General features: G+C 64.7%; 34 protein-coding genes and 1 tRNA gene. 3 read left to right on the top strand and 32 right to left on the bottom strand.

What is annotated here, in order from left to right; translation table 11 throughout:
- Positions 1-23: 23 nt before the first annotated feature.
- The 26 genes from rplO to rpsL all read right to left on the bottom strand — a co-directional run bounded on the left by rplO (position 24) and on the right by rpsL (position 15,416).
- Positions 24-566: a 50S ribosomal protein L15 gene (gene rplO, locus ASE89_RS06140; protein WP_031393746.1), complete on the bottom strand. Its 543-nt coding sequence runs from the start codon at positions 564-566 to the stop codon at positions 24-26.
- Between the two features lie 117 nt (positions 567-683).
- Positions 684-860 (bottom strand): 50S ribosomal protein L30, encoded by a 177-nt coding sequence (gene rpmD, locus ASE89_RS06135; protein ID WP_031393747.1) that lies wholly within the window; start codon positions 858-860, stop codon positions 684-686.
- A 6-nt stretch (positions 861-866) separates the two neighbouring features.
- A complete protein-coding gene (gene rpsE, locus ASE89_RS06130; RefSeq protein ID WP_043156692.1) occupies positions 867-1,658 on the bottom strand; it encodes a 30S ribosomal protein S5 in 792 nt (263 codons plus the stop codon).
- 3 nt (positions 1,659-1,661) lie between these two features.
- Positions 1,662-2,018, bottom strand: coding sequence for a 50S ribosomal protein L18 (gene rplR, locus ASE89_RS06125; protein ID WP_031393749.1), 357 nt, complete (start codon positions 2,016-2,018; stop codon positions 1,662-1,664).
- Positions 2,018-2,551, bottom strand: coding sequence for a 50S ribosomal protein L6 (rplF, locus tag ASE89_RS06120; protein WP_031393750.1), 534 nt, complete (start codon positions 2,549-2,551; stop codon positions 2,018-2,020). The genes rplR and rplF overlap by 1 nt, the downstream gene beginning before the upstream one ends.
- Positions 2,551-2,946: a 30S ribosomal protein S8 gene (rpsH, locus tag ASE89_RS06115; RefSeq protein WP_031393751.1), complete on the bottom strand. Its 396-nt coding sequence runs from the start codon at positions 2,944-2,946 to the stop codon at positions 2,551-2,553. The genes rplF and rpsH overlap by 1 nt, the downstream gene beginning before the upstream one ends.
- Before the next feature lie 10 nt (positions 2,947-2,956).
- The gene (gene rpsN / locus ASE89_RS06110) at positions 2,957-3,262 is read right to left on the bottom strand and encodes a 30S ribosomal protein S14 (protein ID WP_031393752.1); all 306 of its coding nucleotides are present in this window, start codon (positions 3,260-3,262) and stop codon (positions 2,957-2,959) included.
- Positions 3,263-3,327: 65 nt separating this feature from the next.
- Positions 3,328-3,942: a 50S ribosomal protein L5 gene (gene rplE / locus ASE89_RS06105; RefSeq protein WP_042466294.1), complete on the bottom strand. Its 615-nt coding sequence runs from the start codon at positions 3,940-3,942 to the stop codon at positions 3,328-3,330.
- A complete protein-coding gene (rplX, locus tag ASE89_RS06100; RefSeq protein WP_031393754.1) occupies positions 3,935-4,252 on the bottom strand; it encodes a 50S ribosomal protein L24 in 318 nt (105 codons plus the stop codon). The genes rplE and rplX overlap by 8 nt, the downstream gene beginning before the upstream one ends.
- Positions 4,252-4,620, bottom strand: coding sequence for a 50S ribosomal protein L14 (gene rplN / locus ASE89_RS06095; RefSeq protein WP_031393755.1), 369 nt, complete (start codon positions 4,618-4,620; stop codon positions 4,252-4,254). Before rplN ends, rplX begins: the two co-directional genes overlap by 1 nt.
- A 164-nt stretch (positions 4,621-4,784) precedes the next feature.
- Positions 4,785-5,057: a 30S ribosomal protein S17 gene (gene rpsQ, locus ASE89_RS06090; protein WP_031393756.1), complete on the bottom strand. Its 273-nt coding sequence runs from the start codon at positions 5,055-5,057 to the stop codon at positions 4,785-4,787.
- Positions 5,058-5,067: 10 nt separating this feature from the next.
- Positions 5,068-5,274 (bottom strand): 50S ribosomal protein L29, encoded by a 207-nt coding sequence (rpmC, locus tag ASE89_RS06085; RefSeq protein ID WP_031393757.1) that lies wholly within the window; start codon positions 5,272-5,274, stop codon positions 5,068-5,070.
- 4 nt (positions 5,275-5,278) lie between these two features.
- Positions 5,279-5,713, bottom strand: a complete 435-nt coding sequence (gene rplP, locus ASE89_RS06080) for a 50S ribosomal protein L16 (RefSeq protein ID WP_031393758.1) — start codon at positions 5,711-5,713, stop codon at positions 5,279-5,281.
- Between the two features lie 15 nt (positions 5,714-5,728).
- On the bottom strand, positions 5,729-6,436 hold the full coding sequence (rpsC, locus tag ASE89_RS06075; RefSeq protein WP_031393759.1) for a 30S ribosomal protein S3: 708 nt from the start codon (positions 6,434-6,436) through the stop codon (positions 5,729-5,731).
- Entirely contained in the window at positions 6,436-6,813 is a 378-nt protein-coding gene (rplV, locus tag ASE89_RS06070; protein WP_037529220.1) for a 50S ribosomal protein L22, read from the bottom strand. The genes rpsC and rplV overlap by 1 nt, the downstream gene beginning before the upstream one ends.
- Positions 6,813-7,088 carry a 30S ribosomal protein S19 gene (gene rpsS, locus ASE89_RS06065; protein WP_031393761.1) on the bottom strand — a complete coding sequence of 92 codons (276 nt, stop codon included), beginning with the start codon at positions 7,086-7,088 and terminating at the stop codon, positions 6,813-6,815. The genes rplV and rpsS overlap by 1 nt, the downstream gene beginning before the upstream one ends.
- Before the next feature lies 1 nt (position 7,089).
- Positions 7,090-7,929, bottom strand: a complete 840-nt coding sequence (gene rplB / locus ASE89_RS06060) for a 50S ribosomal protein L2 (RefSeq protein ID WP_031393762.1) — start codon at positions 7,927-7,929, stop codon at positions 7,090-7,092.
- 4 nt (positions 7,930-7,933) lie between these two features.
- A complete protein-coding gene (locus ASE89_RS06055; RefSeq protein WP_031393763.1) occupies positions 7,934-8,248 on the bottom strand; it encodes a 50S ribosomal protein L23 in 315 nt (104 codons plus the stop codon).
- Complete coding sequence (gene rplD / locus ASE89_RS06050) at positions 8,241-8,867, bottom strand: 50S ribosomal protein L4 (protein ID WP_056674859.1); 627 nt, start codon at positions 8,865-8,867, stop codon at positions 8,241-8,243. Before rplD ends, ASE89_RS06055 begins: the two co-directional genes overlap by 8 nt.
- A gap of 2 nt (positions 8,868-8,869) precedes the next feature.
- Positions 8,870-9,616, bottom strand: coding sequence for a 50S ribosomal protein L3 (gene rplC, locus ASE89_RS06045; protein ID WP_056406239.1), 747 nt, complete (start codon positions 9,614-9,616; stop codon positions 8,870-8,872).
- 287 nt (positions 9,617-9,903) lie between these two features.
- Positions 9,904-10,212, bottom strand: a complete 309-nt coding sequence (gene rpsJ / locus ASE89_RS06040; protein ID WP_007406109.1) for a 30S ribosomal protein S10 — start codon at positions 10,210-10,212, stop codon at positions 9,904-9,906.
- 224 nt (positions 10,213-10,436) lie between these two features.
- Positions 10,437-10,835, bottom strand: a complete 399-nt coding sequence (locus ASE89_RS21540) for a GFA family protein (protein WP_082451297.1) — start codon at positions 10,833-10,835, stop codon at positions 10,437-10,439.
- Positions 10,836-11,004: 169 nt separating this feature from the next.
- Positions 11,005-12,198 carry an elongation factor Tu gene (gene tuf, locus ASE89_RS06035; protein ID WP_031393767.1) on the bottom strand — a complete coding sequence of 398 codons (1,194 nt, stop codon included), beginning with the start codon at positions 12,196-12,198 and terminating at the stop codon, positions 11,005-11,007.
- Positions 12,199-12,304: 106 nt separating this feature from the next.
- The gene (gene fusA, locus ASE89_RS06030; RefSeq protein WP_031393768.1) at positions 12,305-14,401 is read right to left on the bottom strand and encodes an elongation factor G; all 2,097 of its coding nucleotides are present in this window, start codon (positions 14,399-14,401) and stop codon (positions 12,305-12,307) included.
- 123 nt (positions 14,402-14,524) lie between these two features.
- Positions 14,525-14,995 carry a 30S ribosomal protein S7 gene (gene rpsG, locus ASE89_RS06025; RefSeq protein ID WP_055872660.1) on the bottom strand — a complete coding sequence of 157 codons (471 nt, stop codon included), beginning with the start codon at positions 14,993-14,995 and terminating at the stop codon, positions 14,525-14,527.
- A gap of 49 nt (positions 14,996-15,044) precedes the next feature.
- Entirely contained in the window at positions 15,045-15,416 is a 372-nt protein-coding gene (gene rpsL, locus ASE89_RS06020; protein ID WP_010164594.1) for a 30S ribosomal protein S12, read from the bottom strand.
- A 315-nt stretch (positions 15,417-15,731) separates the two neighbouring features.
- Between rpsL and ASE89_RS06015 the strand changes: the two genes are divergently transcribed.
- The 3 genes from ASE89_RS06015 to nusG all read left to right on the top strand — a co-directional run bounded on the left by ASE89_RS06015 (position 15,732) and on the right by nusG (position 17,191).
- A tRNA-Trp gene (locus ASE89_RS06015) sits at positions 15,732-15,808 on the top strand.
- A gap of 639 nt (positions 15,809-16,447) precedes the next feature.
- A complete protein-coding gene (gene secE, locus ASE89_RS06010; RefSeq protein WP_031393770.1) occupies positions 16,448-16,645 on the top strand; it encodes a preprotein translocase subunit SecE in 198 nt (65 codons plus the stop codon).
- 9 nt (positions 16,646-16,654) lie between these two features.
- Complete coding sequence (gene nusG / locus ASE89_RS06005; protein ID WP_031393771.1) at positions 16,655-17,191, top strand: transcription termination/antitermination protein NusG; 537 nt, start codon at positions 16,655-16,657, stop codon at positions 17,189-17,191.
- Positions 17,192-17,259: 68 nt separating this feature from the next.
- Here the strand turns inward: nusG and ASE89_RS06000 are convergent, their stop codons facing one another.
- The 6 genes from ASE89_RS06000 to ASE89_RS05975 all read right to left on the bottom strand — a co-directional run bounded on the left by ASE89_RS06000 (position 17,260) and on the right by ASE89_RS05975 (position 24,245).
- On the bottom strand, positions 17,260-18,186 hold the full coding sequence (locus ASE89_RS06000; RefSeq protein WP_056674856.1) for a glycosyltransferase family 2 protein: 927 nt from the start codon (positions 18,184-18,186) through the stop codon (positions 17,260-17,262).
- Positions 18,183-19,091: a polysaccharide pyruvyl transferase family protein gene (locus ASE89_RS05995; RefSeq protein ID WP_236701626.1), complete on the bottom strand. Its 909-nt coding sequence runs from the start codon at positions 19,089-19,091 to the stop codon at positions 18,183-18,185. The genes ASE89_RS06000 and ASE89_RS05995 overlap by 4 nt, the downstream gene beginning before the upstream one ends.
- A complete protein-coding gene (locus ASE89_RS05990; protein WP_236701625.1) occupies positions 19,088-20,149 on the bottom strand; it encodes a glycosyltransferase in 1,062 nt (353 codons plus the stop codon). Before ASE89_RS05990 ends, ASE89_RS05995 begins: the two co-directional genes overlap by 4 nt.
- 8 nt (positions 20,150-20,157) lie before the next feature.
- Positions 20,158-21,078 (bottom strand): glycosyltransferase family 2 protein, encoded by a 921-nt coding sequence (locus ASE89_RS05985; protein WP_056674849.1) that lies wholly within the window; start codon positions 21,076-21,078, stop codon positions 20,158-20,160.
- 63 nt (positions 21,079-21,141) lie between these two features.
- A complete protein-coding gene (locus ASE89_RS05980; RefSeq protein ID WP_056674848.1) occupies positions 21,142-22,254 on the bottom strand; it encodes a glycosyltransferase in 1,113 nt (370 codons plus the stop codon).
- Positions 22,251-24,245: an HAD family hydrolase gene (locus ASE89_RS05975; RefSeq protein ID WP_269082951.1), complete on the bottom strand. Its 1,995-nt coding sequence runs from the start codon at positions 24,243-24,245 to the stop codon at positions 22,251-22,253. The genes ASE89_RS05980 and ASE89_RS05975 overlap by 4 nt, the downstream gene beginning before the upstream one ends.
- Positions 24,246-24,304: the final 59 nt, after the last annotated feature.

The raw sequence follows: 24,304 nt of genomic DNA, 5'->3' as shown, positions 1-24,304 counted from the left end.
ACCCGCCCCCTTTCTTGTTCGGCTCAGGCCTTGAACGACGCCTTGTGCGCCGCACGCTCCTTGTACTTCACGCCCTTCTTGGCGGCAGCCTTCTCGGCTGCGGGGACGAAGTGGATCACCTCGACCTTGCCGCCGATCTTCTCGACCGCCTCGATCGCGCCCTTCGACGCACCGTCGACGGTGAACGAGAGGACCGTGGTCAGCTCGCCCTTGGCGAGGAGGCGGACGCCGTCCTTGCCGCCACGTGCCAGGCCAGCGGCCTTCAGCGCGTTGTGGTCGAGCGTGGCGTTCGCCTCGATCTTGCCGGCATCGACCGCGAGCTGGATCGCGCCGAGGTTGACCTCTGCGAAGTCCTTACGGAAGATGTTGTTGAAGCCGCGCTTAGGCAGACGCATGTGGAGCGGCATCTGGCCGCCTTCGAAGCCGGCGATGGACACGCCCTCGCGGCTCTTCTGGCCCTTCTGGCCGCGGCCGCCGGTCTTGCCCTTGCCCGAGCCGATGCCGCGTCCGACGCGCATCTTGGACTTACGGGCACCTTCGTTATCGCGGAGTTCGTTGAGCTTCATGGTAATGCACTCGCTTTCGCTTGTTACGCGCTGGTTGAAAAACCGGGGTTAGATTCTCGAATAAGAAAGGGGGCCGTTAGCCCCCTTTCCCATATTTGTCACGTGGGTCGTGAAGGCTCAGCCTTCAACCGACACCATGTGCTGCACCTTGCGGATCATGCCGCGGACCTCTGGGCTGTCTTCCAGCTCGCGGGTCTTGTGCATCTTGTTCAGGCCGAGACCGACCAGCGTTGCGCGCTGGTCCTTCTCGCGGCGGATCGGCGAACCGGTCTGCGTGATCTTGATGGTAGCCATGATCGCTTACTCCGTGATCGCAGCTGCATCGGCCTCGGCGGTCTTCGAACCACCATGGCCGAGCAGGTCGGCGATCTTCTTGCCGCGACGCTGTGCGACGGCCTTGGGCGAGGTCTGCTCGCCAAGGGCTTCGAACGTTGCGCGGATCATGTTGTAGGGGTTCGACGTGCCGACCGACTTGGTCACGACGTCTGCAACGCCCAGCGACTCAAAGACAGCGCGCATCGGGCCACCGGCGATGATGCCCGTACCCTGAGGCGCCGACCGCAACGTGACCTTGCCGGCACCGAAGTGACCGTTGCCGTCATGATGCAGCGTGCGACCGTCCTTGAGCGGAACGCGAACCATCTTCTTCTTGGCAGCTGCCGTCGCCTTCGAAATGGCTTCCGGCACTTCGCGTGCCTTGCCATGACCGAAGCCTGCACGGCCCTTGCCGTCGCCGACGACGACGAGTGCTGCAAAGCCGAAGCGCTTGCCGCCCTTGACCGTCTTCGAGACGCGGTTGATGTGCACCAGCTTCTCGATCAGCTCTTCGCCGCCATCGTCCGAACCCGGACGACCGCCACGATTGTCACGACCGCCACGACCGCCATCGCGACCACCACGGTTGCCACCGGGGCCACCGCCACGGTTGCCGCCGGGGCCACCACGACCGCCACCGCCGCCGCCACCCGGACGACCACGGCCACCGCCGCTGTTGCCCTGGTATCCGGTGCTCTGGGGCACGTTCTGAGCCGTGACGTCCTGTGCGGTCGTCTCGGGTGCGATTACCGCTGGCGTGTTGTTTTCGTCAGCCATGTCTTAGAACTCCAATCCGGCTTCGCGCGCGGCATCGGCAAGAGCCTTCACGCGACCGTGGTAGAGGAAGCCGCCGCGATCGAACACGACCTGGGTCACGCCCGCTGCCTTGGCAGCCTCGGCGACGCGCTTGCCGACCGAAGTCGCCGCGTCGATGTTGGCGCCGGACGTGCCGCGCACGTCCTTCTCCAGCGTCGAGGCCGAAGCGACCGTCGTGCCGGCGGCATCGTCGATCACCTGGGCATAGATGTGCTTGCCCGAGCGATGCACGGACAAGCGCGGACGGGTGCCGGCGCGTGCGCGCAGCGCGGTACGGTTGCGGCGACGCCGCTTGGCGAAAAGAGAAAGTCCCTTGGTCATTACTTCTTCTTCCCTTCCTTGCGGAAGATGAACTCGCCGTCGTACTTGATGCCCTTGCCCTTGTACGGCTCGGGCTTGCGCCACTGACGAATCTCCGCGGCCAGCTGGCCAACCATCTGCTTGTCCGAACCCGAGATCTCGATCGTCGTGTTGTCCGGCGTCTTCACCTCGATGCCCTCGGGCACGTCGATGTTGACGTCATGGCTGTAGCCGAGCTGCAGCTTGAGGTTGCGACCCTGGGCTGCGGCACGATAGCCGACGCCGCTGATCAGCAGCTTCTTGGTGAAGCCTTCCGACACGCCGGTGACCAGGTTCTGAACCATGGTCCGCTGCATGCCCCAGAACGCGCGAGCGCGCTTGGTGTCGTTGGCCGGCTGCACCGAAATGCCGCCGTCTTCGATCGTGTAGCTGATCTCGTCGCGCAGCGGCATCTTCAGGGTCCCCTTGGGGCCCTTCATCGTCAGCTGCTTGCCCTCGATCGTCGGCGTGATGCCCGCCGGTACGGTGACCGGCTTCTTACCAATACGGCTCATCAGAACACCTCCGCGAGGACTTCGCCGCCGACGTTCTGCTCACGTGCTTCGGAATCCGAAAGCACGCCGCGGGGCGTCGAGACGATGGTGATGCCGAGGCCGTTGCGGACGCGGGGAAGTTCCTGCGAACCGGAATAGACGCGACGGCCGGGCTTCGAGACGCGCGCAACATGCTTGATCGCAGGCTGGCCCTCGAAATACTTCAGCTCGATGCGAAGGCCGGCCGCGGGGCCCATCTGCTCTTCGCTATAGCCACGGATATAGCCTTCACGCTGCAGAACGTCGAGCACGCGGACGCGCAGCTTCGACGCCGGAGTCAGGACGGAGTCCTTCTTCGCGCGCTGGCCATTACGGATACGGGTGAGCAAATCACCCAGGGGATCGGTCACTGCCATGATGTAGTCCTTACCAGCTCGACTTCGTGACGCCGGGGATCAGGCCCTTGTTGGCCAGATCGCGCAGCTGAATACGGCAGAGCCGGAACTTGCGGTAATAGGCGCGCGGGCGACCGGTCAGCTCGCACCGGTTACGGATGCGGGTCGGGTTCGCGTTGCGCGGGATTGCCGCCATCTTGAGGCGAGCGATCAGACGCTCACCATCGTCGAGCGTCTTGTCCGCTGCGATTGCCTTCAGTGCCGCGTACTTCGGGGCATACTGCTTGACCATGCGCTTGCGGCGCTCGTTCTTGTTGACTGAACTCAGTTTCGCCATCGACTTAAGTTCTTTCTTTCCTGAAGCGCCGCCCGTGACACGAGGTCAGGGGCGGCGGTTGGTAGTTAAGCTGCCTTCTTCTCGTCGGCAGCGTCGTCTTCGATCGGGAACGGGAAACCGAAGAGACGGAGAAGCTCGCGAGCCTCGTCGTCGGTCTTGGCGGTCGTCGTCACGATCACATCCATGCCGCGGACCTTGTCGACCCGGTCATAGCTGATTTCTGGGAACACGATCTGCTCCTTGATACCGCAGGCATAGTTGCCACGGCCATCGAAGCTCTTCGGGTTGAGACCGCGGAAATCGCGGACGCGGGGAAGAGCGATCGTGATGAAACGGTCGAGAAACTCGTACATGCGCTCGCGGCGAAGGGTAACCTTCACGCCGATCGGCATGCCCTCACGCAGCTTGAACTGCGCGATCGACTTCTTGGCCTTCGTCACGACGGGCTTCTGGCCGGCGATCAGCTCCATTTCCTGGGCTGCCTGGTCGACCTTCTTCTTGTCCTGCGTCGCTTCGCCGACACCCATGTTCAGCACGATCTTGTCGATCCGGGGGATCTCCATGACGTTCTTGTAGCCGAACTTCTCGGTCATCGCCTTGATGATCGTCTCATCATACATCTTCCGCATGCGCGGCGTGTAGGCGGCCTCGGTGCCAGCGGCGGTGTTCTGATCAACCATTGATCTTCTCCCCGGTCTTGACGGCCACGCGGACCTTCTTGCCATCCTGCTCCTCGAAGCGGACGCGGGTCGGCTTGCCGTCTGCGGTCACGTGAGCGACCTTCGAGACGTGCATCGGTGCTTCCTTGCGAACCAGGCCACCCTGCGGGTCACCCTGGGTCGGCTTGGTGTGGCGCACCGCGATGTTCACGCCCGAGACGACGACCTTGTCGGTCTTCGGCATCGACATCGTGACTTCGCCGGTCTTGCCCTTGTCCTTGCCGGACAGGATGATGACCTTGTCACCCTTCTTGATACGCTGGCTCGCCATTACAGCACCTCCGGCGCAAGGCTGATGATCTTCATGTGCTTCTTGCCACGCAGCTCGCGAACGACTGGGCCGAAGATACGGGTGCCGATCGGCTCCTCGTTCTTGTTGACCAGCACCGCGGCGTTGCCGTCGAAGCGGATGACTGTACCGTCTGCACGGCGGATATCCTTGGCGGTACGAACGATCACCGCGCGGTGAACGTCGCCCTTCTTCACGCGGCCCCGTGGCTGCGCTTCCTTGATGCTGACGACGATGATGTCGCCAACGCCTGCAACACGACGCTTGGAACCCCCAAGCACCTTGATGCACTGCACCCGCTTCGCGCCGCTGTTGTCAGCGACGTCGAGATTGGACTGCATCTGGATCATGGATCCGTATCCCTTCTCTGTCTCTGGGGTCGATACCGACCGAACCCCGCCTAAAAAATCACCCCGCCGCGGACGAATCCGCAACGGGGAGGAGCGGCCGCTTAGCCGTTCCCGTTTACGAAAACAAGAGCGCAGGGAGTTGCCCCCCTGCCCTCATGTTTGATTCAGCCCTCGGCCGAAGCCCGCTCCGGCGTCGCGTGGGTGTTGACCCGCTCGATCACCTTCCAGGTCTTCAGCTTGGAGATCGGTGCGGTCTCTTCGATCCGCACGGTCTCGCCCTGCTTGAACTCATTGCTCTCGTCATGAGCATGATACTTTTTCGAGCGACGGATGATCTTCCCGTAGAGCGGGTGCTTCACCTTACGCTCGACGTTCACGACCACCGTCTTGTCGCCCTTGTCGGACACGACCAGACCGGTCAGCACGCGCTTCGGCATGATGTGTTCCTTACTTCGCGGCGTCAGCGCTGGTGCGCTGAGCCTGCAGGGTCTTGATGCGAGCGATGTCGCGGCGGACCTCACGAACGCGGCTCGGCTTTTCGAGCTGGTTCGTGGCGGCCTGGAAGCGCAGGTTGAACTGCTCGCGCTTCAGTTCGCCAAGCGACTCCGACAGCTGGTCGTCGCTCTTGGCCTTCATGTCGTCGATACGAGCCATGATCTTACTCGCCTCCCAGATGCGAGGTGTCGCCCAGGCGGGCAACGACCTTTACCTTGATCGGCAGCTTCATGGCCGCCCGCTCGAACGCCTCGGCGGCGATCTTGCCGTCGACGCCGTCGAGCTCGAACAGGATCCGACCCGGCTTGACTCGAGCGGCCCAATATTCCGGCGCGCCCTTGCCCTTACCCATGCGGACTTCGGCTGGCTTTCCCGAGACCGGAAGGTCTGGGAAAATGCGGATCCACAAACGCCCCTGGCGCTTCATGTGACGCGTGATCGCGCGGCGGGCCGCCTCGATCTGACGTGCGGTGATCCGGTCGGGCTCCATGGCCTTCAGGCCGTAGGAGCCGAAATTGAGCGAGAAGCCACTCTTGGCGTCGCCCGAAATCTTGCCCTTGAAGGCCTTCCGGAACTTGGTCTTTTTTGGTTGCAGCATGTCTGTTCCTGCCCCTTAGCGACGATCGTCGCGCTGCGGCCGCACGCCGGAGGTCTGAGCCTCCATCATGATGCGGTCGTACGACGTCGGATCGTTGCCGAGAATCTCGCCCTTGAAGACCCAGACCTTCACGCCGCAAACGCCATAAGACGTGTGCGCCGTAGCCTCGGCATAATCGATGTTCGCGCGCAGCGTGTGCAACGGAACCCGACCCTCACGATAGCTCTCCGACCGTGCGATCTCGGCGCCGCCAAGACGGCCGCCGCAGTTCACGCGGATGCCTTCGGCACCGAGACGCATAGCCGACTGAACCGCACGCTTCATGGCGCGACGGAAGGCGATACGACGCTCGAGCTGATCGGCGATGCCCTGTGCAACGAGACGTGCATCGACTTCCGGCTTGCGGATCTCGACGATGTTCAGCGACACGGTCGACGACGTCATCTTGCCGATCGTCGAGCGCAGCTTCTCGATGTCCGCACCCTTCTTGCCGATGATCACGCCGGGGCGTGCAGCGAAGATGGAGATGCGGGCCAGCTTGGCCGGACGCTCGATCACAACCTTGGAGATCGCGGCCTGCGGCAGCGTCTTCATGATATATGCGCGGATCTTGAGATCCTCGAGCAGGAGCCGACCATAGTCGGCGCCTTCGGCGTACCAGCGGCTATCCCAGGTACGGTTGATCTGCAGACGCAGACCGATGGGGTTGCTCTTCTGACCCATTATGCTTCTTCCTGCTCGCGCACGACGATGCGCAGACGGCTGAATGGCTTGAGGATGCGGGTCGACTTGCCGCGGCCGCGGGTCGCGAAGCGCTTCATCGTGATCGACTTGCCGACCGATGCCTCGGCGACGACCAGCGAGTCGACGTCGAGGTTGTGGTTGTTCTCCGCATTGGCGATGGCCGAGGCCAGCACCTTGCGGGCTTCGATCGCCATGCCCTTGGTCGAGAAGGCGAGGATGTTCATCGCATCGCCGACCTTCTTGCCACGGATGAGCGCAGCGACGAGGCCGAGCTTCTGTGCGGAACCGCGGATCTGCGTACCGACCGAAAGCGCCTCGTTGTCCGCGACCTTGCGCGGGCTGACTTGCTTAGACATCAGCGCTTGCCCTTCTTGTCGGCGGAGTGGCCGGGGAAGTAGCGCGTGGGCGCGAACTCGCCCAGCTTCATCCCGACCATGTCCTCGTTGACCGAGACCGGCACGAACTTGCGGCCGTTATAGACGTTGAACGTGAGGCCCACGAACGACGGCAGGATCGTCGAGCGACGCGACCAGGTCTTGATCGGCGAACGCGCGTTGGTGTCCTGGGCGGTTTCTGCCTTCTTGAGCAGATGAAGGTCCACGAACGGACCCTTCCAGACTGAACGAGCCATGTTAGCCCTTCCTCTTCGTCGAATGACGCGACCGGATGATCATCTTGTCGGTCGATTTGTTGTGACGCGTGCGCGCACCCTTCGTCGGCTTGCCCCACGGCGTGACCGGATGACGGCCACCCGAGGTGCGACCTTCACCACCGCCGTGCGGATGGTCGACCGGGTTCTTGGCGACGCCGCGCGTCAGCGGACGAATACCAAGCCAGCGCGAACGCCCTGCCTTGCCCAGGTTCTGGTTCTGGTTGTCGGGGTTCGAAACCGCGCCAACCGTCGCCATGCAATCGCTGCGGATGTAGCGCTGCTCGCCCGAGTTCAGGCGGACCATCACCATGCCCTTGTCGCGACCGACAACCTGCACATACGTGCCGGCCGAGCGAGCGATCTGGCCACCCTTCATCGGCTTCATCTCCACGTTGTGGACGATGGTGCCGACCGGCATCTGACCGAGTTCCATGGCATTGCCTGGCTTCACGTCGGTCTTCTTGGCCGCGAGGACCTTGTCGCCAACGGCCAGACGCTGCGGCGCCAGGATGTAGGCGAGCTCTTCGTCCGGGTACTTGACCAGGGCGATGAACGCGGTGCGGTTGGGATCATACTCGATCCGCTCGACAGTGCCTTCGACGTCCCACTTGCGACGCTTGAAGTCGATGTAGCGGTACTTCTGCTTGTGACCGCCGGCGATGCCGCGCGAGGTCACATGACCCTTGTTGTTACGACCGCCGGTCTTGTGCTTGCCTTCGGTCAGCGCCTTGACGGGCTTGCCCTTCCAGAGCGACGACTTGTCGACCAGGATGAGACCGCGGCGTGCCGGCGATGTCGGATTATAATGCTTGAGTGCCATGGCCTCAGATCCCCGTCGTCACGTCGATGGACTGACCGTCCTTCAACGTCACGATTGCCTTTTTCATGTCGGAGCGCGAGTAGTTCGTGCCCTTCCACTTCTTGGTCTTGCCCTTCTGGACGAGCGTGTTCACGCCGACGACATTCACGTCGAACAGCGCCTCTACGGCCGCCTTGATCTCGGGCTTCGTGGCGTCGTTGGACACCTTGAACACCACCGCGTTGTGCTCCGACAGGGTCGTCGTCTTCTCGGTGATGTGCGGGGCCAGGATAACGTCGTAATGACGATTATCGATGCCCGCCTTCTGCTTCTTAGCCATGGAAGCGCGCCTCCAGCTTTTCGACAGCGGCGCGCGTCAGCACCAGCGTGTCATGCTTCAGGATGTCGTAAACGTTCGCGCCGGCTGCCGGCATCACGTTCACTTCGTACAGGTTGCCCGCAGCGAATGCGAAGCTGGTGTCGACCATGTCGCCGTCGATGACGAGCGCACGCTTGCCGAAGCCGAGCTTGGCGAGATCGCCCTGCAGCGTCTTGGTCTTGCCACCCTCGACAGCCAGGCTGTCCATGATGACCAGCGAACCCGCCTTAGCGTGGCTGCTGAGCGCCATGCGCAGACCGAGCGCGCGAACCTTCTTGTTCAGCGACGGGTTGAAGTCACGGACGCGAGCGCCGTGAGCCTTACCACCACCGATGAACACGGGTGCGCGGCGATCGCCGTGACGTGCGGTACCGCCGCCCTTCTGGCGACCGAACTTCTTGCCGGTGCGAGCGACGTCTGCGCGCTCACGGGTGCCACGAGCCGTCTCGCGACGCTTCTCGAGCTGCCAGGTGACCACACGGTGCAGGATGTCGGCGCGCGGATCGAGACCGAAGATCTCGTCGTTGAGCTCGATGTCCACGCCCTCGGTGCCGGCGAAAGATGAAAGCTTGATCTTCACGCTCAGCCCTCCTGGCCGTCGGCTGCAGGTGCGTCGGTCGTTTCGGCCGGCGTGTCTGCTGCGGTGTTGCTGTTGGCGGTCTTGAGACCGGCGGGGAACGGTGCGTCGGCGTGGCGCGCGACCTTCACCGAGTCCTTGACGAAGAGCCAGCCGCCCTTGGAGCCAGGAACCGAACCCTTGACGAACAGGAGACCACGCTCGACGTCCGTCGATACGATCTCGAGGTTCTGCTGGGTGCGATACTTGTCGCCCATGTGGCCGGCCATCTTCTTGTTCTTGAAGACCTTGCCCGGATCCTGGCGCTGACCGGTCGAACCGAGCGAACGGTGCGAGACCGACACGCCGTGGGTTGCCCGCAGACCGCCGAAGCCCCAACGCTTCATGCCGCCCTGGAAGCCCTTACCCTGGGTCTTGCCCTGGATATCGACGATCTGGCCTGCGACATAATGGTCAGCCGAGATCTCGGCGCCAACGTCGAGCAGGCCGTCTGCGTTCACACGGAACTCATGGACGACAGCCTTGGGCTCCACTTCGGCCTTGCCGAAATGGCCGCGCTGCGGCTTGGCGACATTCTTCGACTTGGCAACGCCTGCACCAAGCTGGACGGCGGTGTAGCCGTCACGATCCATTTCGCGAACGGAAATGACCTGATTGCCTTCGAGTGCCAGAACGGTGACCGGCACGTGCCGACCATCTTCCTGGAACAGGCGGGTCATCCCCATCTTCTTCGCGATCACGCCAGTACGCATGATCTTGTCCCTTCCTAGACAGAGGCCCCGTCGGACTATTCCTCGGGGGCTTGCGGACCATGTCCGGAGCAAGCTCCATGATGCATCCACCTGACCCCATCCCCGGCAAAAGCCCTGAATGGAGTCGGATCAACCCGGTAAATACGAAACGCGCCCCGTCCCGGGCTGGTGCTCCCGCGAATGCGGGAGCGTGACGGGGGACGCTGCCCCGTCGGTTTGCACCGACGGCGGTATCCCAATGTCGAACGGCGCGGGACCGTTACCGGTCGACCGCGCCGCGCTCGCCCTTAGGCGAGCTTGATCTCGACGTCAACGCCAGCGGCGAGGTCCAGCTTCATCAGCGCATCGACCGTCTGCGGCGTCGGCTGGACGATATCCAGCATACGCTTGTACGTGCGCACCTCGAACTGCTCGCGCGACTTCTTGTCGATGTGCGGGCCGCGGTTCACGGTGAATTTTTCGATGCGCGTCGGAAGGGGAATCGGACCGCGGATGAGCGCGCCGGTGCGGCGTGCGGTGTCGGCGATGTCGCCAGTGGCCTGATCGAGCACACGGTGATCGAACGCCTTCAGACGAATGCGGATATTGCTGTCCATAGTCCCTACCGATGCGAAAGAGCGGGCCCGTTTCCGGGCTCTTGCTGGTTGATGTTTAAACCGAAGGCGGGCCATTACGGGAGAGTCGCCGAAAAGGCAACTAGGGCGACGACGATTTTAGGCCGCGCACTCGCGGCGGCGATAGGCTCATGACTACCCCCACCCGACCCCTTTGGCGCTACCTCGGCCTAGGGCCGGCGCCCGATCAGCCGGATAACCGACGCCTACACGCGTCCCTTGGCGAAATGCTGTACTTCACATGGCAAGGTCACCCAGTGATGCATCGTTTCCTCCCAGACAGAGCGAACGGGAGCTGGGAAAGCAGGATCGGCAATCGCGCCCACGGCGACCCCGATCATCGACGGGTGCTTGGCGGTCCTCGCATAGACCGTTGATCCGCACTCTGGACAGAAGACCGTCTCGAAGCGACTGCCTTCGTCCGTCGCCCGCTCAAACCGTTTGCCCTCACCGGCGACAGTGAGCAGGTCCTCGGGATAATAGGTGAGAACACCAAAGGGCGATCCGCTTCGGCGCTGACAGGCGATGCAGTGACATGCCACCACGGCAGGCGATGGCCCCGGAAGCTCGACCGTAAGTTGGCCGCACTGACATTGCGCACGCATAAGCCCCGCCCCCTGTGACGTGCCTAATCTAGCCGCTCGACGGACCCTGACAATTGCCTGCTTGCCGCCCAACGCTCTGGCGATGCTGCGGCCGCCCCCGAACACGAAAAAGCCCGGCCTCTCTCGCGAGAAGCCGGGCTCTTCGATCAACTCCCGAAGGAGCGGATGCTTACTTGTCGATCTGGCTGACGACGCCTGCACCGACGGTACGGCCGCCTTCGCGGATCGTGAAGCGCTGGCCCACGTCCATGGCGATCGGTGCGATCAGCTTGATGCCGAGCGACACGTTGTCGCCTGGCATCACCATCTCGGTGCCCTCAGGCAGCTCGACGGTGCCGGTCACGTCCGTCGTACGGAAGTAGAACTGCGGGCGGTAGTTGGCGAAGAACGGCGTGTGACGGCCACCCTCTTCCTTCGACAGCACGTACACTTCCGAGTTGAAGTCGGTGTGCGGCTTGATCGTGCCTGGCTTGCAGAGCACCTGGCCACGCTCGACTTCGTCGCGAGCGACGCCGCGGATCAGCGCGCCGACGTTATCGCCAGCCTGGCCCTGGTCGAGCAGCTTGCGGAACATCTCGACGCCCGTGACCGTGGTCTTGCGAACGGTCGGGTGGATACCGACGATCTCGACTTCCTCGCCAACCTTGACGATGCCGGTCTCGACGCGGCCGGTGACGACCGTACCACGACCCGAGATCGAGAACACGTCCTCGATCGGCATCATGAACGGCTTGTCGAGCGGACGCTCGGGCTGCGGGATGTAGTCGTCGACGGCCTGCATCAGCTCGGTGACGGCGTCGGCGCCGAGCTTCTGGTTCGAACCCGACAGCGCGCAGGTTGCCGAACCCTTGATGACGGGGATGTCGTCGCCCGGGAAGTCGTACGAGCTGAGCAGCTCGCGGATTTCCATCTCGACCAGCTCGAGGATTTCCTCGTCGTCGACCAGATCGACCTTGTTCATGAACACGACCATGGCAGGCACGCCGACCTGGCGTGCGAGCAGGATGTGCTCACGGGTCTGCGGCATCGGGCCATCGGTCGCCGAAACGACGAGGATCGCGCCGTCCATCTGGGCTGCGCCGGTGATCATGTTCTTCACATAATCGGCGTGGCCCGGGCAATCGACGTGCGCGTAGTGACGGTTGGCCGTCTCGTACTCGACGTGTGCGGTCGAGATCGTGATGCCGCGCTCGCGCTCCTCGGGAGCCTTGTCGATGTTTGCGAAGTCGACAGCGGTACCGCCGGTCGTCTCTGCCAGAACCTTCGTGATCGCAGCGGTGAGCGACGTCTTGCCATGATCGACGTGACCGATGGTGCCGATGTTGAGATGCGGCTTGTTCCGCTCAAATTTTGCCTTGGCCATTGTTTCCTACCTTCTGATTCGTATTCCGGTGCCACACCGGGAACCGCGCGAACGCGGCCCCATAGCGGCTGTTAAAGCCTGACGCTAGCCCTACCCCCTTAAAGGGTTAGGCCAGTTTCGCCTTCACCTCGTCAGCGACGTTCTGCGGCACTTCATCATAATGCGAGAACTGCATCGAGTATTGCGCGCGGCCCTGCGTGAACGAGCGGAGCGAGTTCACATAGCCGAACATGTTGGCCAGCGGCACCATCGCCTCGACCGTCTGCGCGTTGCCGCGGCTGTCGGTGCCCTGGATTTGGCCACGACGGCTGTTCATGTCGCCGATGACGTCGCCCAGATAGTCCTCCGGGGTAACGACCTCAACCTTCATGACCGGCTCGAGCAGCGTGATGCCCGACTTCTGCGCCACTTCGCGCATTGCGCCACGTGCACAGATTTCGAACGCCAGAGCCGACGAGTCGACGTCGTGATACGCGCCGTCATACAGCACAATCTCGAAATCGATGATCGGGAAGCCGACCAGCGAACCCGAAGCAGCGGTCTCGCGGAAGCCCTTCTCGATCGCGGGCAGATATTCCTTCGGAATGTTGCCGCCCTTGATCTCGTCCTTGAACGTGATGCCCGAACCGCGCTCGCCCGGCGTGACCTTTACCTTCACGCGACCGAACTGGCCGGTGCCGCCCGACTGCTTCTTGTGCGTGTAGTCGACGTCGACCGGCTTCTTCAGATATTCGCGATACGCGACCTGAGGAGCGCCGACATTGGCCTCGACCTTGAACTCACGCTTCATGCGGTCGACCAGGATCTCGAGATGGAGCTCGCCCATGCCCTTGATGATGGTCTGACCCGACTCGGGGTCCGACGACACGCGGAACGACGGATCCTCGCGTGCGAGACGATTGAGCGCGACGCCCATCTTCTCCTGGTCGGCCTTGGTCTTCGGCTCCACCGACAGCTCGATCACGGGCTCGGGGAATTCCATCCGCTCGAGGATGATCGGTGCGTTCATCGCGCAGAGCGTGTCGCCCGTGGTGGTGTCCTTGAGGCCTGCGAGAGCGACGATGTCGCCCGCGAACGCTTCCTGGATGTCCTCACGGCTGTTCGCATGCATGAGCAGCATGCGGCCGACCTTTTCCTTCTTGTCCTTGACCGAGTTGGTGACCTGCGACGCGGTCTCCAGCTTGCCCGAATAGATGCGGGCGAAGGTGAGCGTGCCGACGAACGGATCGTTCATGATCTTGAACGCCAGCGCCGAGAAGGGAACCTCGTCCGACGAAGGACGCTCGTCCGGCGTCACGCCGTCGAGCTTCAGACCCTGAATCGCGGGAACGTCGAGCGGCGACGGCAGATAGTCCACCACGGCGTCGAGCAGGGGCTGGACGCCCTTGTTCTTGAACGCCGAACCGCAGACCACCGGCACGAACGCCATGCTGAGCGTGCCCTTGCGGATCAGCTTCTTGAGGTCGGCGACGCTGGGCTCGTTACCCTCGAGATAGGCTTCCATCAGAGCATCGTCCTGCTCGACTGCCATCTCGATCAGGTCGCTGCGATACTTAGCGGCCTTGTCGGCCATGTCGGCCGGGATGTCCTGATATTCGAACTTCGCGCCCAGGCTCTCTTCGAGCCAGATGATCGCGCGGTTCTCGACGAGGTCGACCAGGCCCTTGAACCCGCCTTCCATGCCGATCGGCAGGTACAGGACCGCCGGACGCGCGCCGAGACGCTCGATGATCGAGTCGACGCAGAAATAGAAGTCGGCACCGGTGCGGTCGAGCTTGTTGACGAAGCACATGCGCGGCACGCCGTACTTATCGGCCTGACGCCACACGGTCTCGGACTGCGGCTCAACGCCGGCAACGCCGTCGAAGCACGCGACCGCGCCGTCGAGGACGCGCAGCGAACGCTCGACTTCGATCGTGAAATCGACGTGACCCGGGGTGTCGATGATGTTGATAAGGTGCTCTTCACCCTTACCTTCTTCGGCGCGCCACTTGCAGGTGGTTGCAGCCGACGTGATCGTGATCCCGCGCTCCTGCTCCTGCTCCATCCAGTCCATCGTCGCGGTGCCTTCATGCACTTCGCCGATCTTGTAGGACTTGCCGGTGTAATAGAGGATGCGCTCGGTCGTCGTCGTCTTGCCGGCGTCGATGTGCGCCATGATGCCGATGTTGCGGTAACGGTCGAGCGGATGGCTGCGGGCCATGATCGTGCTTCCTTAAGGATATGGGGAGCCGAACGTGCCGGCTCCCCAATATATAGGTGTTTGCGTTACGGGCGAAAGACCGCCCGTGACGCGGTTACCAATGCTAGGCTTCGAAGCCCGCTGTTACCAGCGGTAGTGCGAGAATGCACGGTTGGCTTCTGCCATCCGGTGCGTGTCTTCGCGCTTCTTGACCGCGTTGCCGCGGTTGTTGGCCGCGTCCATCAGCTCGCCCGACAGCCGTGCGGCCATCGTGTTTTCGCTGCGCGAACGTGCCGCACCGATCAGCCAGCGGATCGCCAGCGCCTGAGCACGCTCGGGACGCACTTCGACGGGAACCTGGTAGGTTGCACCACCGACGCGACGCGAACGGACTTCGATGCCCGGCTTCACGTTGTTCAGCGCATCGTGGAAAACGCCGATCGGGTCGCGCTTGGCGCGCTGCTCGACGGTTTCGAATGCACCGTACACGATCAGCTCTGCGACGGACTTCTTGCCGTCCAGCATGACGCTGTTCATGAACTTCGACAGAACCTCATCCCCGAACTTGGGATCAGGCAGGATGACCCGCTTTTCGGGACGACGACGACGTGCCATTTTATATTCCTTCTAAACTTCAGCCTGTGTGATCAGATACCTGATCGGCTTACTTCGGACGCTTGGCGCCGTACTTGGAACGCGACTGACGCCGGTCCTTCACACCCTGTGTATCGAGCACGCCGCGCAGGACGTGATAGCGAACACCGGGAAGATCGCGGACACGACCGCCACGGATCAGGACAACCGAATGCTCCTGAAGATTGTGGCCTTCGCCCGGGATGTAGCTGATGACTTCGCGCTGGTTGGTCAGGCGAACCTTGGCCACCTTGCGCAGAGCCGAGTTCGGCTTCTTCGGGGTCGTCGTGTAGACGCGGGTGCAAACGCCGCGCTTCTGCGGGTTGGCTTCCATCGCAGGGACCTTCGACTTGGCCTTCTGCGGATCGCGGCCCTTGCGGACCAGCTGGTTGATCGTCGGCATTGAAGCCTTCACCTTTCAAATGGTTACTTTGCTGGAGCCATTGAGGCGCCTGAGAATACAAAAAGGACCCTAGGAAGCGCAAAACGCTCCTCAGGCCCTGGAATGCATCCAGCAATGTTCAAGCATGCCCGGCGGGAAAGACTCCCGAAGAACAGGGCGCGCCTATAGGTCAGGAGTCAGCCGCGGTCAACACGGGGATCACTCCATCCAGCCCTGGACCCGACGCCGGATTGGTTGCACGTTCGACAATCGTGCGTCGGGCATGAACAGGTGCTTGCCCTGCCGCGGACATGGCGCTAGAGCCCGCCACCGCACAGGAGTGTAGCTCAGTTGGTTAGAGCGTCGGTCTCCAAAACCGAAGGCCCTCGGTTCGAATCCGAGCACTCCTGCCAGATCTTCCCACATCGCCGACGAACCGCTGCCGTGACCCATTGGTCAGCGGTCGACGCACCGCGTCTGTCACGATTGCACAAAACGCATTTCACAATGCAATTTGCGCAGTTGTGAAATTCGCTGCTGCGATGCACAAAGACTGTGCCTTTCAGGCATCCTCTCCTAAAACTTTTACGGCCGGTCTTTGACCGGCCTTTTTTTTGGTCTGCGCGCTGATATACCGATGTCGGTCCGTCACGCCGGCAAACATAACAGAAACGCAGGAGAGGCGCCGCCGGCAAGACCGGCACCGGTTGACGGCCGGCGGGGGAGAGGGCGTAAACGCCCGCCCCCGCGCCTTCCGTTCCCGCCTCCTACGCATCCCCTTATGCTTTTAACCGTGTGCGAGAGGCTGGTGCATCGCGGCGTACGCGCTGCCGAGTCGGGTCATCACAGGGCCGCCCGGCCGACGTTGCCGCCCCGCCCCTTGCGTTCCGTTGGCGCGGAAGCTATCTGCGCCGCCATCCGACAGCGAGACGGACGCATGCCCGACCCCTTTGACGGGGCCCTATTGACGGGGCGACCCTTCACAGGGAGCGGGTTATGGGTCTATGCCTCGCTTCTTTTCATGTCTCCATCAGGCGGGTTCGAACAGCACCGTGGCTAAAACGTCCCCACTCGAATTCATCCGGCAGGTCCGCACCGAAACCTCGAAGGTTACGTGGCCGACGCGTCGCGAGACGATCATGACCGGGGTGATGGTCGTCATTATGACGACGATCCTCGCGCTCTTCTTCTTCGGCGTCGACTCGATCCTTCAGGCGATCGTCACCGCCCTTCTGAAACTCGCTCAATAAGGTCCGCACATGGCGCGCTGGTACATCATTCACGCCTATTCGGGCTTCGAGGGCAAGGTCCGCGACTCGATCATGGCAGAGGCGACCCGTATGGGTCTCGAACAGCTCGTCGAGCAGATCGAAGTCCCCACCGAGACGATCACCGAGGCCCGTCGCGGCAAGAAGATCGCGGTCGAACGCAAGTTCATGCCGGGCTACGTGCTTGCCAAGCTGAACATGAACGACGACGTCTATCACCTCGTCAAGAACACCCCCAAGGTGACCGGCTTCCTCGGCAGCATGGGCAAGCCGCAGGCGATCAGCGAGGCAGAAGCCACGCGGATGCTCAACAGCAAGGAAGAGGCCGCGGCCGCTCCCAAGCAGAAGGTCAAGGTCGACTACGAGATCGGCGATCAGGTCAAGGTGCTCGACGGTCCGTTCGCGAGCTTCAACGGCCTTGTCGAGGAACTCGATTTCGACCGCAGCCGCGTCAAGGTGTCGGTGTCGATCTTCGGTCGCGCCACCCCGGTCGAGCTCGAATTCGAGCAGGTCGAGCGCTCCAAGTAATCACCGCCTGAGCCTGCGGGCTCGGTCTGGACAATCGATCATGGGCCTGATGCTGCGACGCCGCGGCATCAGGCCTTTTCGTGTGTGGGTGAAAGCCGTACCCGCGCTGTAAGTTCGGCGCCTGCATAAGCGAAGAAGCCGCGCAGCATGTGGCGCAGGCGGAAACTGTGGAAGCGCCGGATATAGGGAAAGGGCCGCGTCCCCGCGCGGATTTCGCCGAGCGCATCGCCAAGGTCGCGGCGGATCGCGCCCAGGATTCGCCGGTCGGTCAGGATATGCTTGGCGTAGAGCGCGCCGTCGCCATAGCCATAGCCCGCGAGCAGCGCGATCACCTGATCGGGCCGGCAGCGGCCGTGGTGATGCTCGACGACGAAATGCGGGTCATAGGCGACGACCACCCCGGCCGCGATCGCGCGAAACAGGAAGTCGGTATCCTCCGCCGCCACGAACCGCGCGCCGGCGCCGAACCGCGTATCGAACGGCCCCGTCCGTGCGATGACGTCGCGCGTGAAGGCAAGGTTCGCGCCCATCACGAACCCGCCGGGAAACGCGCCCGGCACCGGCTCCATCGGATGATCCTCTAGCTTCAGCGTCACCGGCAGGTCCGCGGCATCGCCCGGCAGGATCCGCCCGCCGACGATCGTCGGCGTCGCGACCCCGGCAAACCGGCGGACCAGCGCGAGCAGATAGTCCGGCTTGAGCACGCAATCGTCGTCGGTCATCGCGACGATCCTCCCCCGGACATGCGCCAGCCCAAGATTGCGCGCCCGCGCCAGCCCCGCGCGCGGCTCGGCCAGCAGCATCACGGGAAACGCCTGCTCCTCCTGCCAGGCTGCCAGACGCGCCGCGGTGTCGTCGCTCGACCCGTTGTCGACGACGACCATCTCGACCGCCATATCCCCCGCAACGCCGACCGCGCGCGTCACCGAGTCGAGCGTGCGCGACAGCGACGCCCCCCGGTCGCGCGTGCAGATCAGCACACTGACGTCGATCATTCGCGCAGCAGCAGCGGCGACGGCGCGGTCCAGGCGGCGATATAGGCGGACAGCTTGCCATACTCATTGTCGAGCGCGACGTGCGGGATGCCCAGCAGCAGCGCGAGAATATGCGCGTGCAGCCGGTCGGTGACGATCTGCCGCCCGCGCGACAGGAGCGTCAGCCCGCGCGCGACCCGCGCACCAGCCAGCCGCTCATAGTGCGCAGCACGCGGCACCCCCGCCTCCCAAGCCGGCAGCATGCCATCCTCGAGCCAGTCGAGCACCACCGCCCCCTCCGGCACCGGCCCGCGATCCCCCGCCACGCGCTCGTCATCGGTCCGCATCAGCATCAGCAGGTCGCAATCCGCCGGCCCACGCGACTGCGCCCCCAGCGCGAACGCGGAATCGGGCGCCAGCGCGACCGGGCAGGACAGAGGCCGCGCAAGGTCGAGGCTCTGCGCATCGCGAACATAAAGGTGGAAATCGGGGTGCGCGGCGACGCAGGCGGCGAAGCGGTCGAGCCCCTCGCCAGCGCGGAAATGGATCGACTGGGGCAGCTGGACGATCGTCCGGTCGCGAAACTCCGCCAGCATTGCCTCGCGAAACCGCTGATGATGCGGCCAGATATCCCCCAGATTGCCGCCGCCGTGCAGGAACACGACCCCCGCCGGGCTGTCGCGGCGAAACGCGTCCGCGTCGAACGCGTCCCAGGTACAGACATGATCGGGATCGCGCCCGGTGATCGCGCGGAGCATGGCGATCTCGCCCAGCCAGATCGCGCTGTCGCCGACATTGGCGTGATCGGGAAAGTCGAGCAGCGCATAGCGGTCGCCGTGCCCGACATGCTGCCGGTACAGCGCCGCCAGCGCCTCCTGCTGCGCCGCGATGACGTCATCGCCCCGTATCCGTGCAGACACAGTCACGCGACCATCTCCGCCTTGGCCGCGCATACCTCCGCATACAGTGCCTCGCACCGGTCGAGCCAGCGGTCGCGCGTGAACAGCCGTTCGACCCGCGCACGCGGTACATCGCGCGGGATCGCCATCGCCGCAGGGATCGCCGCCGCCAGACCCTCGACGTCGCCCGGCCCAGCGAGACACCCTGCCTCACCCACGACCTCGCGCGCCGCGCCCATGTCAAACGCGGCGACTGGCAGGCCGCACGCCATCGCCTCCGCCGCAACCAGCCCGAACGGCTCGTCCCAGCACGGCGTGAACAGGAACACCGACGCCTGCCCGAGCGCCGACGCCAGCGCCGCGCCGTCCAGATGTCCGCCATAACGGACGTCGGGTCCCAGATGCGGCGCGACCTCGGCCGCCCAATAGTCCGGATCCTCGATCTGTCCGTACAGCGTGATCGCCACGCCTGCGTGCCGCGCCGCCTGCACCGACAGATGCGGCCCCTTGTTCGGCGTCATCCGTCCCGACCAGATCGCGCTGCCGTCCCCTGCGGGCGAGAACCCCCACGCCGCGGGGTCGATGCCGTTGTGCAGCACCGATGCCTCGGCGGGCGCACCGTCGGGCCACCAGGCGCGCAACTGTGATTGCGACGTCACCGTCAGCCGGTGCGTCGGCGACGGGCTCGCCTTCACGAACCAGTGCAGCGCGTCATAGGGCGGCACGTGGAGCGAGGTGACGGTCGGCACGATCGCGGTCCGCTGCGGCTCGATTGGAAAGCGGCTCAGGCTGTTGTTGTGCACCACGTCGAACCCGCCCGCCGCGATCCGGTCGCACGCCGCGAGATAGCCCTGGTCGACATGCGCGATCAGCGGTGCGGACCCGCGATGCTCGGCCCAGGGAAACACCCGCTCATAATGTTCGGGCAGCACCGGATCGATCGCGAAGCGCGGGTCGCTGTCGCCGCTCGCGAACAGCACGACGTCGTGCCCGCGTGCCTGCAGCCCCTCCGCCAGATACCAGCTGTGCGATTCCATCCCGCCCATGAACGGCTGCGCGATCCGCTGGCGGACGTGCGAGAGCAAGGCGATCCTCACGCCGCCGCGGCACTCGCGGCGACACGCTCTTCCAGCAGCCGGATGACGCTTGCGGTATTGGCATAGGGCTGGTGGCTCTGCTGCCCGGTCAGCGCAAAATCCGCGTCATCGGGGCAGCGGAGCACGCGGATCGGCTGGCCGGGCCGGTCGTCGATCAGCCCCATCAGCCGGAACGCATGCAGCCAGTGCCCCATTGTCCGATAGCCCCAGCGCGCCTCGAACAGCTCGGCATTGCGGATCACGCTGTCGAGATGGTGGACCGGCGGCATGTGGTGCGGATGATATTGATGATGCGCCAGCCCGCCCTTGATCCACGCGATCGGCACGCCCGCGGTGTCGAGCACCTTGCCGAAATCGGTATCCTCGCCGCCATAGCCGTTATAGCCCTCGTGGAACCCGCCGACCGCCAGGAAGGTCGCACGCCGCATCGCGAAGTTGAGCGACCAGAAACAGCGATAGTCGTTGCACGCCTCGATCCCCTCGGCGGGTGGTCCGCGCCGGTCCGAATGCCGCACCGCGACTGCCGCGAAATCCTCGCTGCGCCAATCCCCCTTCGTCGCGCCGCCCGGCAGGTACATCACCTCGCCCATCAGCAACCCGTCATAGGTCGAAAGGTGCCCGGCATAGTCCGCGACGAGACCCGGCGCCGGGATGCAGTCCATGTCGAGGAAGATCAGCCCCTCCCCCGTCGCGGTCCGCGCCGCCAAGTTGCGCGCAGCGGCGAGCGGCAACGCCTCGCCCGCGATCATCAGCTGTCGGACCGGAAAATCCGTCTCGGGCAGGACATAGGGCTCATCCTGCATCACCGCGACGATCAGTTCGCGCGGCGGGGTCGTCTGTCGCGTGAGCCCCGAAACCAGATTGTAGAGATGCTCGGCCCGCCCCTTGGCCAGCGTGACGATCGAGATAGCGGACATGGGCAGGGCTCCAATGGGATCTGGGAACAGGACGGGACAGGGTAACGACGGGGGCAGAACGGATCAGGCCGGGTGCGGTGCCGTGCCCCAGAGCCTTGCCGCCAGCGCTTCGAGCCAGCGCGCGGCATCGTCGGCGGGGGCCTCGGCGATCATCGCGCGCTGCCGCTCGGGGCGGTGCTGCGCATAGGCGGCGTCGATCGCCTGCGTCCACGCGTCCGCCGACGACGGCAGATGCGGCCGGATGCACGCCACCCCCGCCGCGCCCAGCGCGTCGGCCTTGCGGTGCTGCTCGTCGAAATAGCGCCACTCGGGTACCGCGATCCACGGCCGCGCCGCCGCCAGGATCTGCTGGCAGGTCGTGTTGCCCGTCGACGCGATCACCAGATCCGCCGCCGCGACATAGTCCGCCGCATTCTCCACCCAGCCGCGATGTTCGATATTGGCGGGCTCGGTCGCATGCCAGTCGCGCACGACCGGCCCGATCGTGATCCAGCGCGCGGCAGGCCGGCTGCGCGCGCCGACGCCCAGTGGCGCCTGCCCGAACCCGCTGCCGCCGCCGCCGGCCATGACGAGGATCATCTCCTCGCGCTCGCCGATCCCCAGCCGCTCCCGCGCCGCGCTCCGGTCGGGGCCCTGCGTATCGACCCCCAGCCCGCCCGCGAAACACGTCTTTTCGACCATCGCCGCGTCCCAGTCGGGCTGGGCGAGATCGCGGTGGAATGCGGCGAGCAGCCCGGCGGCGCCGTCATAGGCGGCGCGGTGGCCGGCATCGCTGCGGTCGCCATGCTGCAGCACCTTGACGTGCGGCACGCTGCAGATCCGCGCCAGCTGCGCGACCTCCGCCGACACGTCGCAGATCATCAGCGCGGGGTCCGCTTGCGCGAACCAGTCGGTGATCGTCGCCATCGCGCTTCGGATCCCCGGCCAGCCGAGCGGCGCACAGTGCAGGGTCGCGGGCGTTGCGACCCAGTCCATCGCCACCTCCGCCCCGGTCGGCTCGAACAGCGACGGGATCGTCACGATCCGCGCCTGCGCCGGCAGCGCGGGGAAGATGTCGTCGCGCGCGCAGAAGATCGTCACGGGACGCGACGGCGGCAGCGCCTGCAGGATCGCGGCACAGCGTTCCGCATGCCCGCGACCCTGATGGTGGACGAAATAGCCGAACGGACGCGTCATGCCGCGACTTGCACGGCCGGCGTGGTCAATCCGAGCCGTGCCAGCCCCTCGACCACCCCGGCGGCATGGTTGCGCGTGGCGCGATGTAGCCCGGGACGCGCAGCAAGCGTCGACAGTTCATCACTTGCATTGGCGACGACGATCGCGAACCCGCATGCGTCGAGCATGTCGAGGTCGTTGCCGCTGTCGCCCGCTGCGATGCAGTCGTCGAGCGTCAGCCCCAACCCGGCCGCATAGGCCGCGATCGCCGCCGCCTTGCCGCCGCCGGGGGACAGCACGTCGATCAGCCGGCCGTGCGAAAACACGACCCGCGCTGCAAGCCTCGCCTGCGCCAGAGCCGCGCGGATCGCTGCGGCGTCGGCGGCGTCGCCAAAGAAGCTGAGCTTGTGCGCGCCCTCGGTAACGACCGGCTGGGCGCAGATGCCGAGCGGGGCAATCGCCGCACGTACCGCCGCCCGGTCCCAGTCCTGATCGAGCGCGGCAGCGAACGCGGCACAGCACTGCCACCCGCCATGCGCCGCCGGACGGAGGATCCGCGTCCCGACATCAACGATGAACGCGTCCGGCTCGGGCAAATGCCACTGCGCCAGCACCGCGCGCGCCTCGGCGAAGCTGCGCCCCGTCGCGACCACGAACGGCAGGCTGCTGCCATGCCGCCACCTCGCGAACGCCGCCGCGCCATCGACCGACCCGGTCAGCGTGTTGTCGATGTCGCATGCCAGCAGAGCGGGTTGGCGCCGTAATGCCGCATAGATCCCGACAGCCGACCCGGCATAACGCCGCCAGTCATACGCCACACTTCCCCCGCGCGCCGCCTGGCTCAGCCGCGCATGAAGTCCGGCGTCTTCGATCACCGCGCGGCATGCCGCAGCGATTCCGGCCTCGTCGCGCGGATCGACCAGCAGGCCGTGACCGATCTGCGCGACGATCTCCGCCGGCCCTCCGTTGCGGGTGGCGACGACCGGAACGCCGGCTGCCGCCGCTTCGATCAGGGTCAGCCCGAACGGCTCGTGCAGCGCCGGGTTGACGAACACGCCGCCTGCCGCCGCTCGCCGGTACAGCGCAGTGACGTCCGAAGCATCGTGCCGCGGCGGCAAGGCGAATCGCCCGCGCAGTGCAGGACTAGCGGCAAGCGCCTGCAGTTCGCCCAGCACCGCCCGTTCCTCACTCGACGACTGGCCCCCATGTTGCCCGGCGAGGATCACCAGATTCGCACGCTCGTGCAGAACCGGATCCGCCGCGAACGCACGTACGAGGGCCGCGAGGTTCTTCTTCGCCACCGGTCGCGCGATCGCCAGCAGGATCGGGAGATCAGGCCGATCGAGCCAGTCCCCCAGGCGATCGACAAGCGTCACCGTGTTTCCGGCGTCGGGACGGCGGGGTACGCCGGGTGGCACGCAGTGGATCCGGCCCGCGACCCCGACGTCATAGGCCGGGACCTGCCGTTCGGCCTCGTCCCGCGTCGATACGATCAGCGCGTCTGCCGCAGCGATCGCGGTGGTTTCCGCCGCAATCCGCGTGCCGAGTTCGGCTCCGCCAAGGCCCTGACGGCGTTTGTCGATCGCCAGCGCATGCGGCGTGTACACGAACGGAATGCCGAACCGGCGGCGTGCCTCGATCGCGACCGCTGCGGCATCGGCGAAATGCGCATGGATGACGTTGGGCATGACCGCCAGTCCGGCAATGTGACGGCAAAACGCCTCGGTGAATGCGGGCAGGTCGGCGGCGAGCGCCTCCTTTTCGAGATAGCGGTCGTCGCCACTATCGACCCGGTCGATCGTCAATCTGTCGGTGACGCACTCCGATCGCAGGCCATGCACGGATGGAAGATCCGCAGACCGGAACAACCGGGTAACGATCGAGACCCGGTCCACGCCGGGAAGCTTTGCCTGAACCAGCGCTGCGTCGACCACATACGCAAGATGCCCCCCGGAGTCGGCCGTAATGCCGAAGTCGATGGGCGGCGCTTTCAGGCAGCCCCCGAGGGCCAAATGGAGAATGAACAAGGCGACCCCGTATCGTTAGTATGGCGAAACGACACGCCACGACA

The organism is Sphingomonas sp. Leaf30, from assembly GCF_001422525.1.
Lineage (GTDB): Bacteria > Pseudomonadota > Alphaproteobacteria > Sphingomonadales > Sphingomonadaceae > Sphingomonas > Sphingomonas aerolata.
The sequence above is the reverse complement of the archived record's forward strand: the minus strand, read 5'-3'. Positions and strand labels throughout refer to the sequence as shown.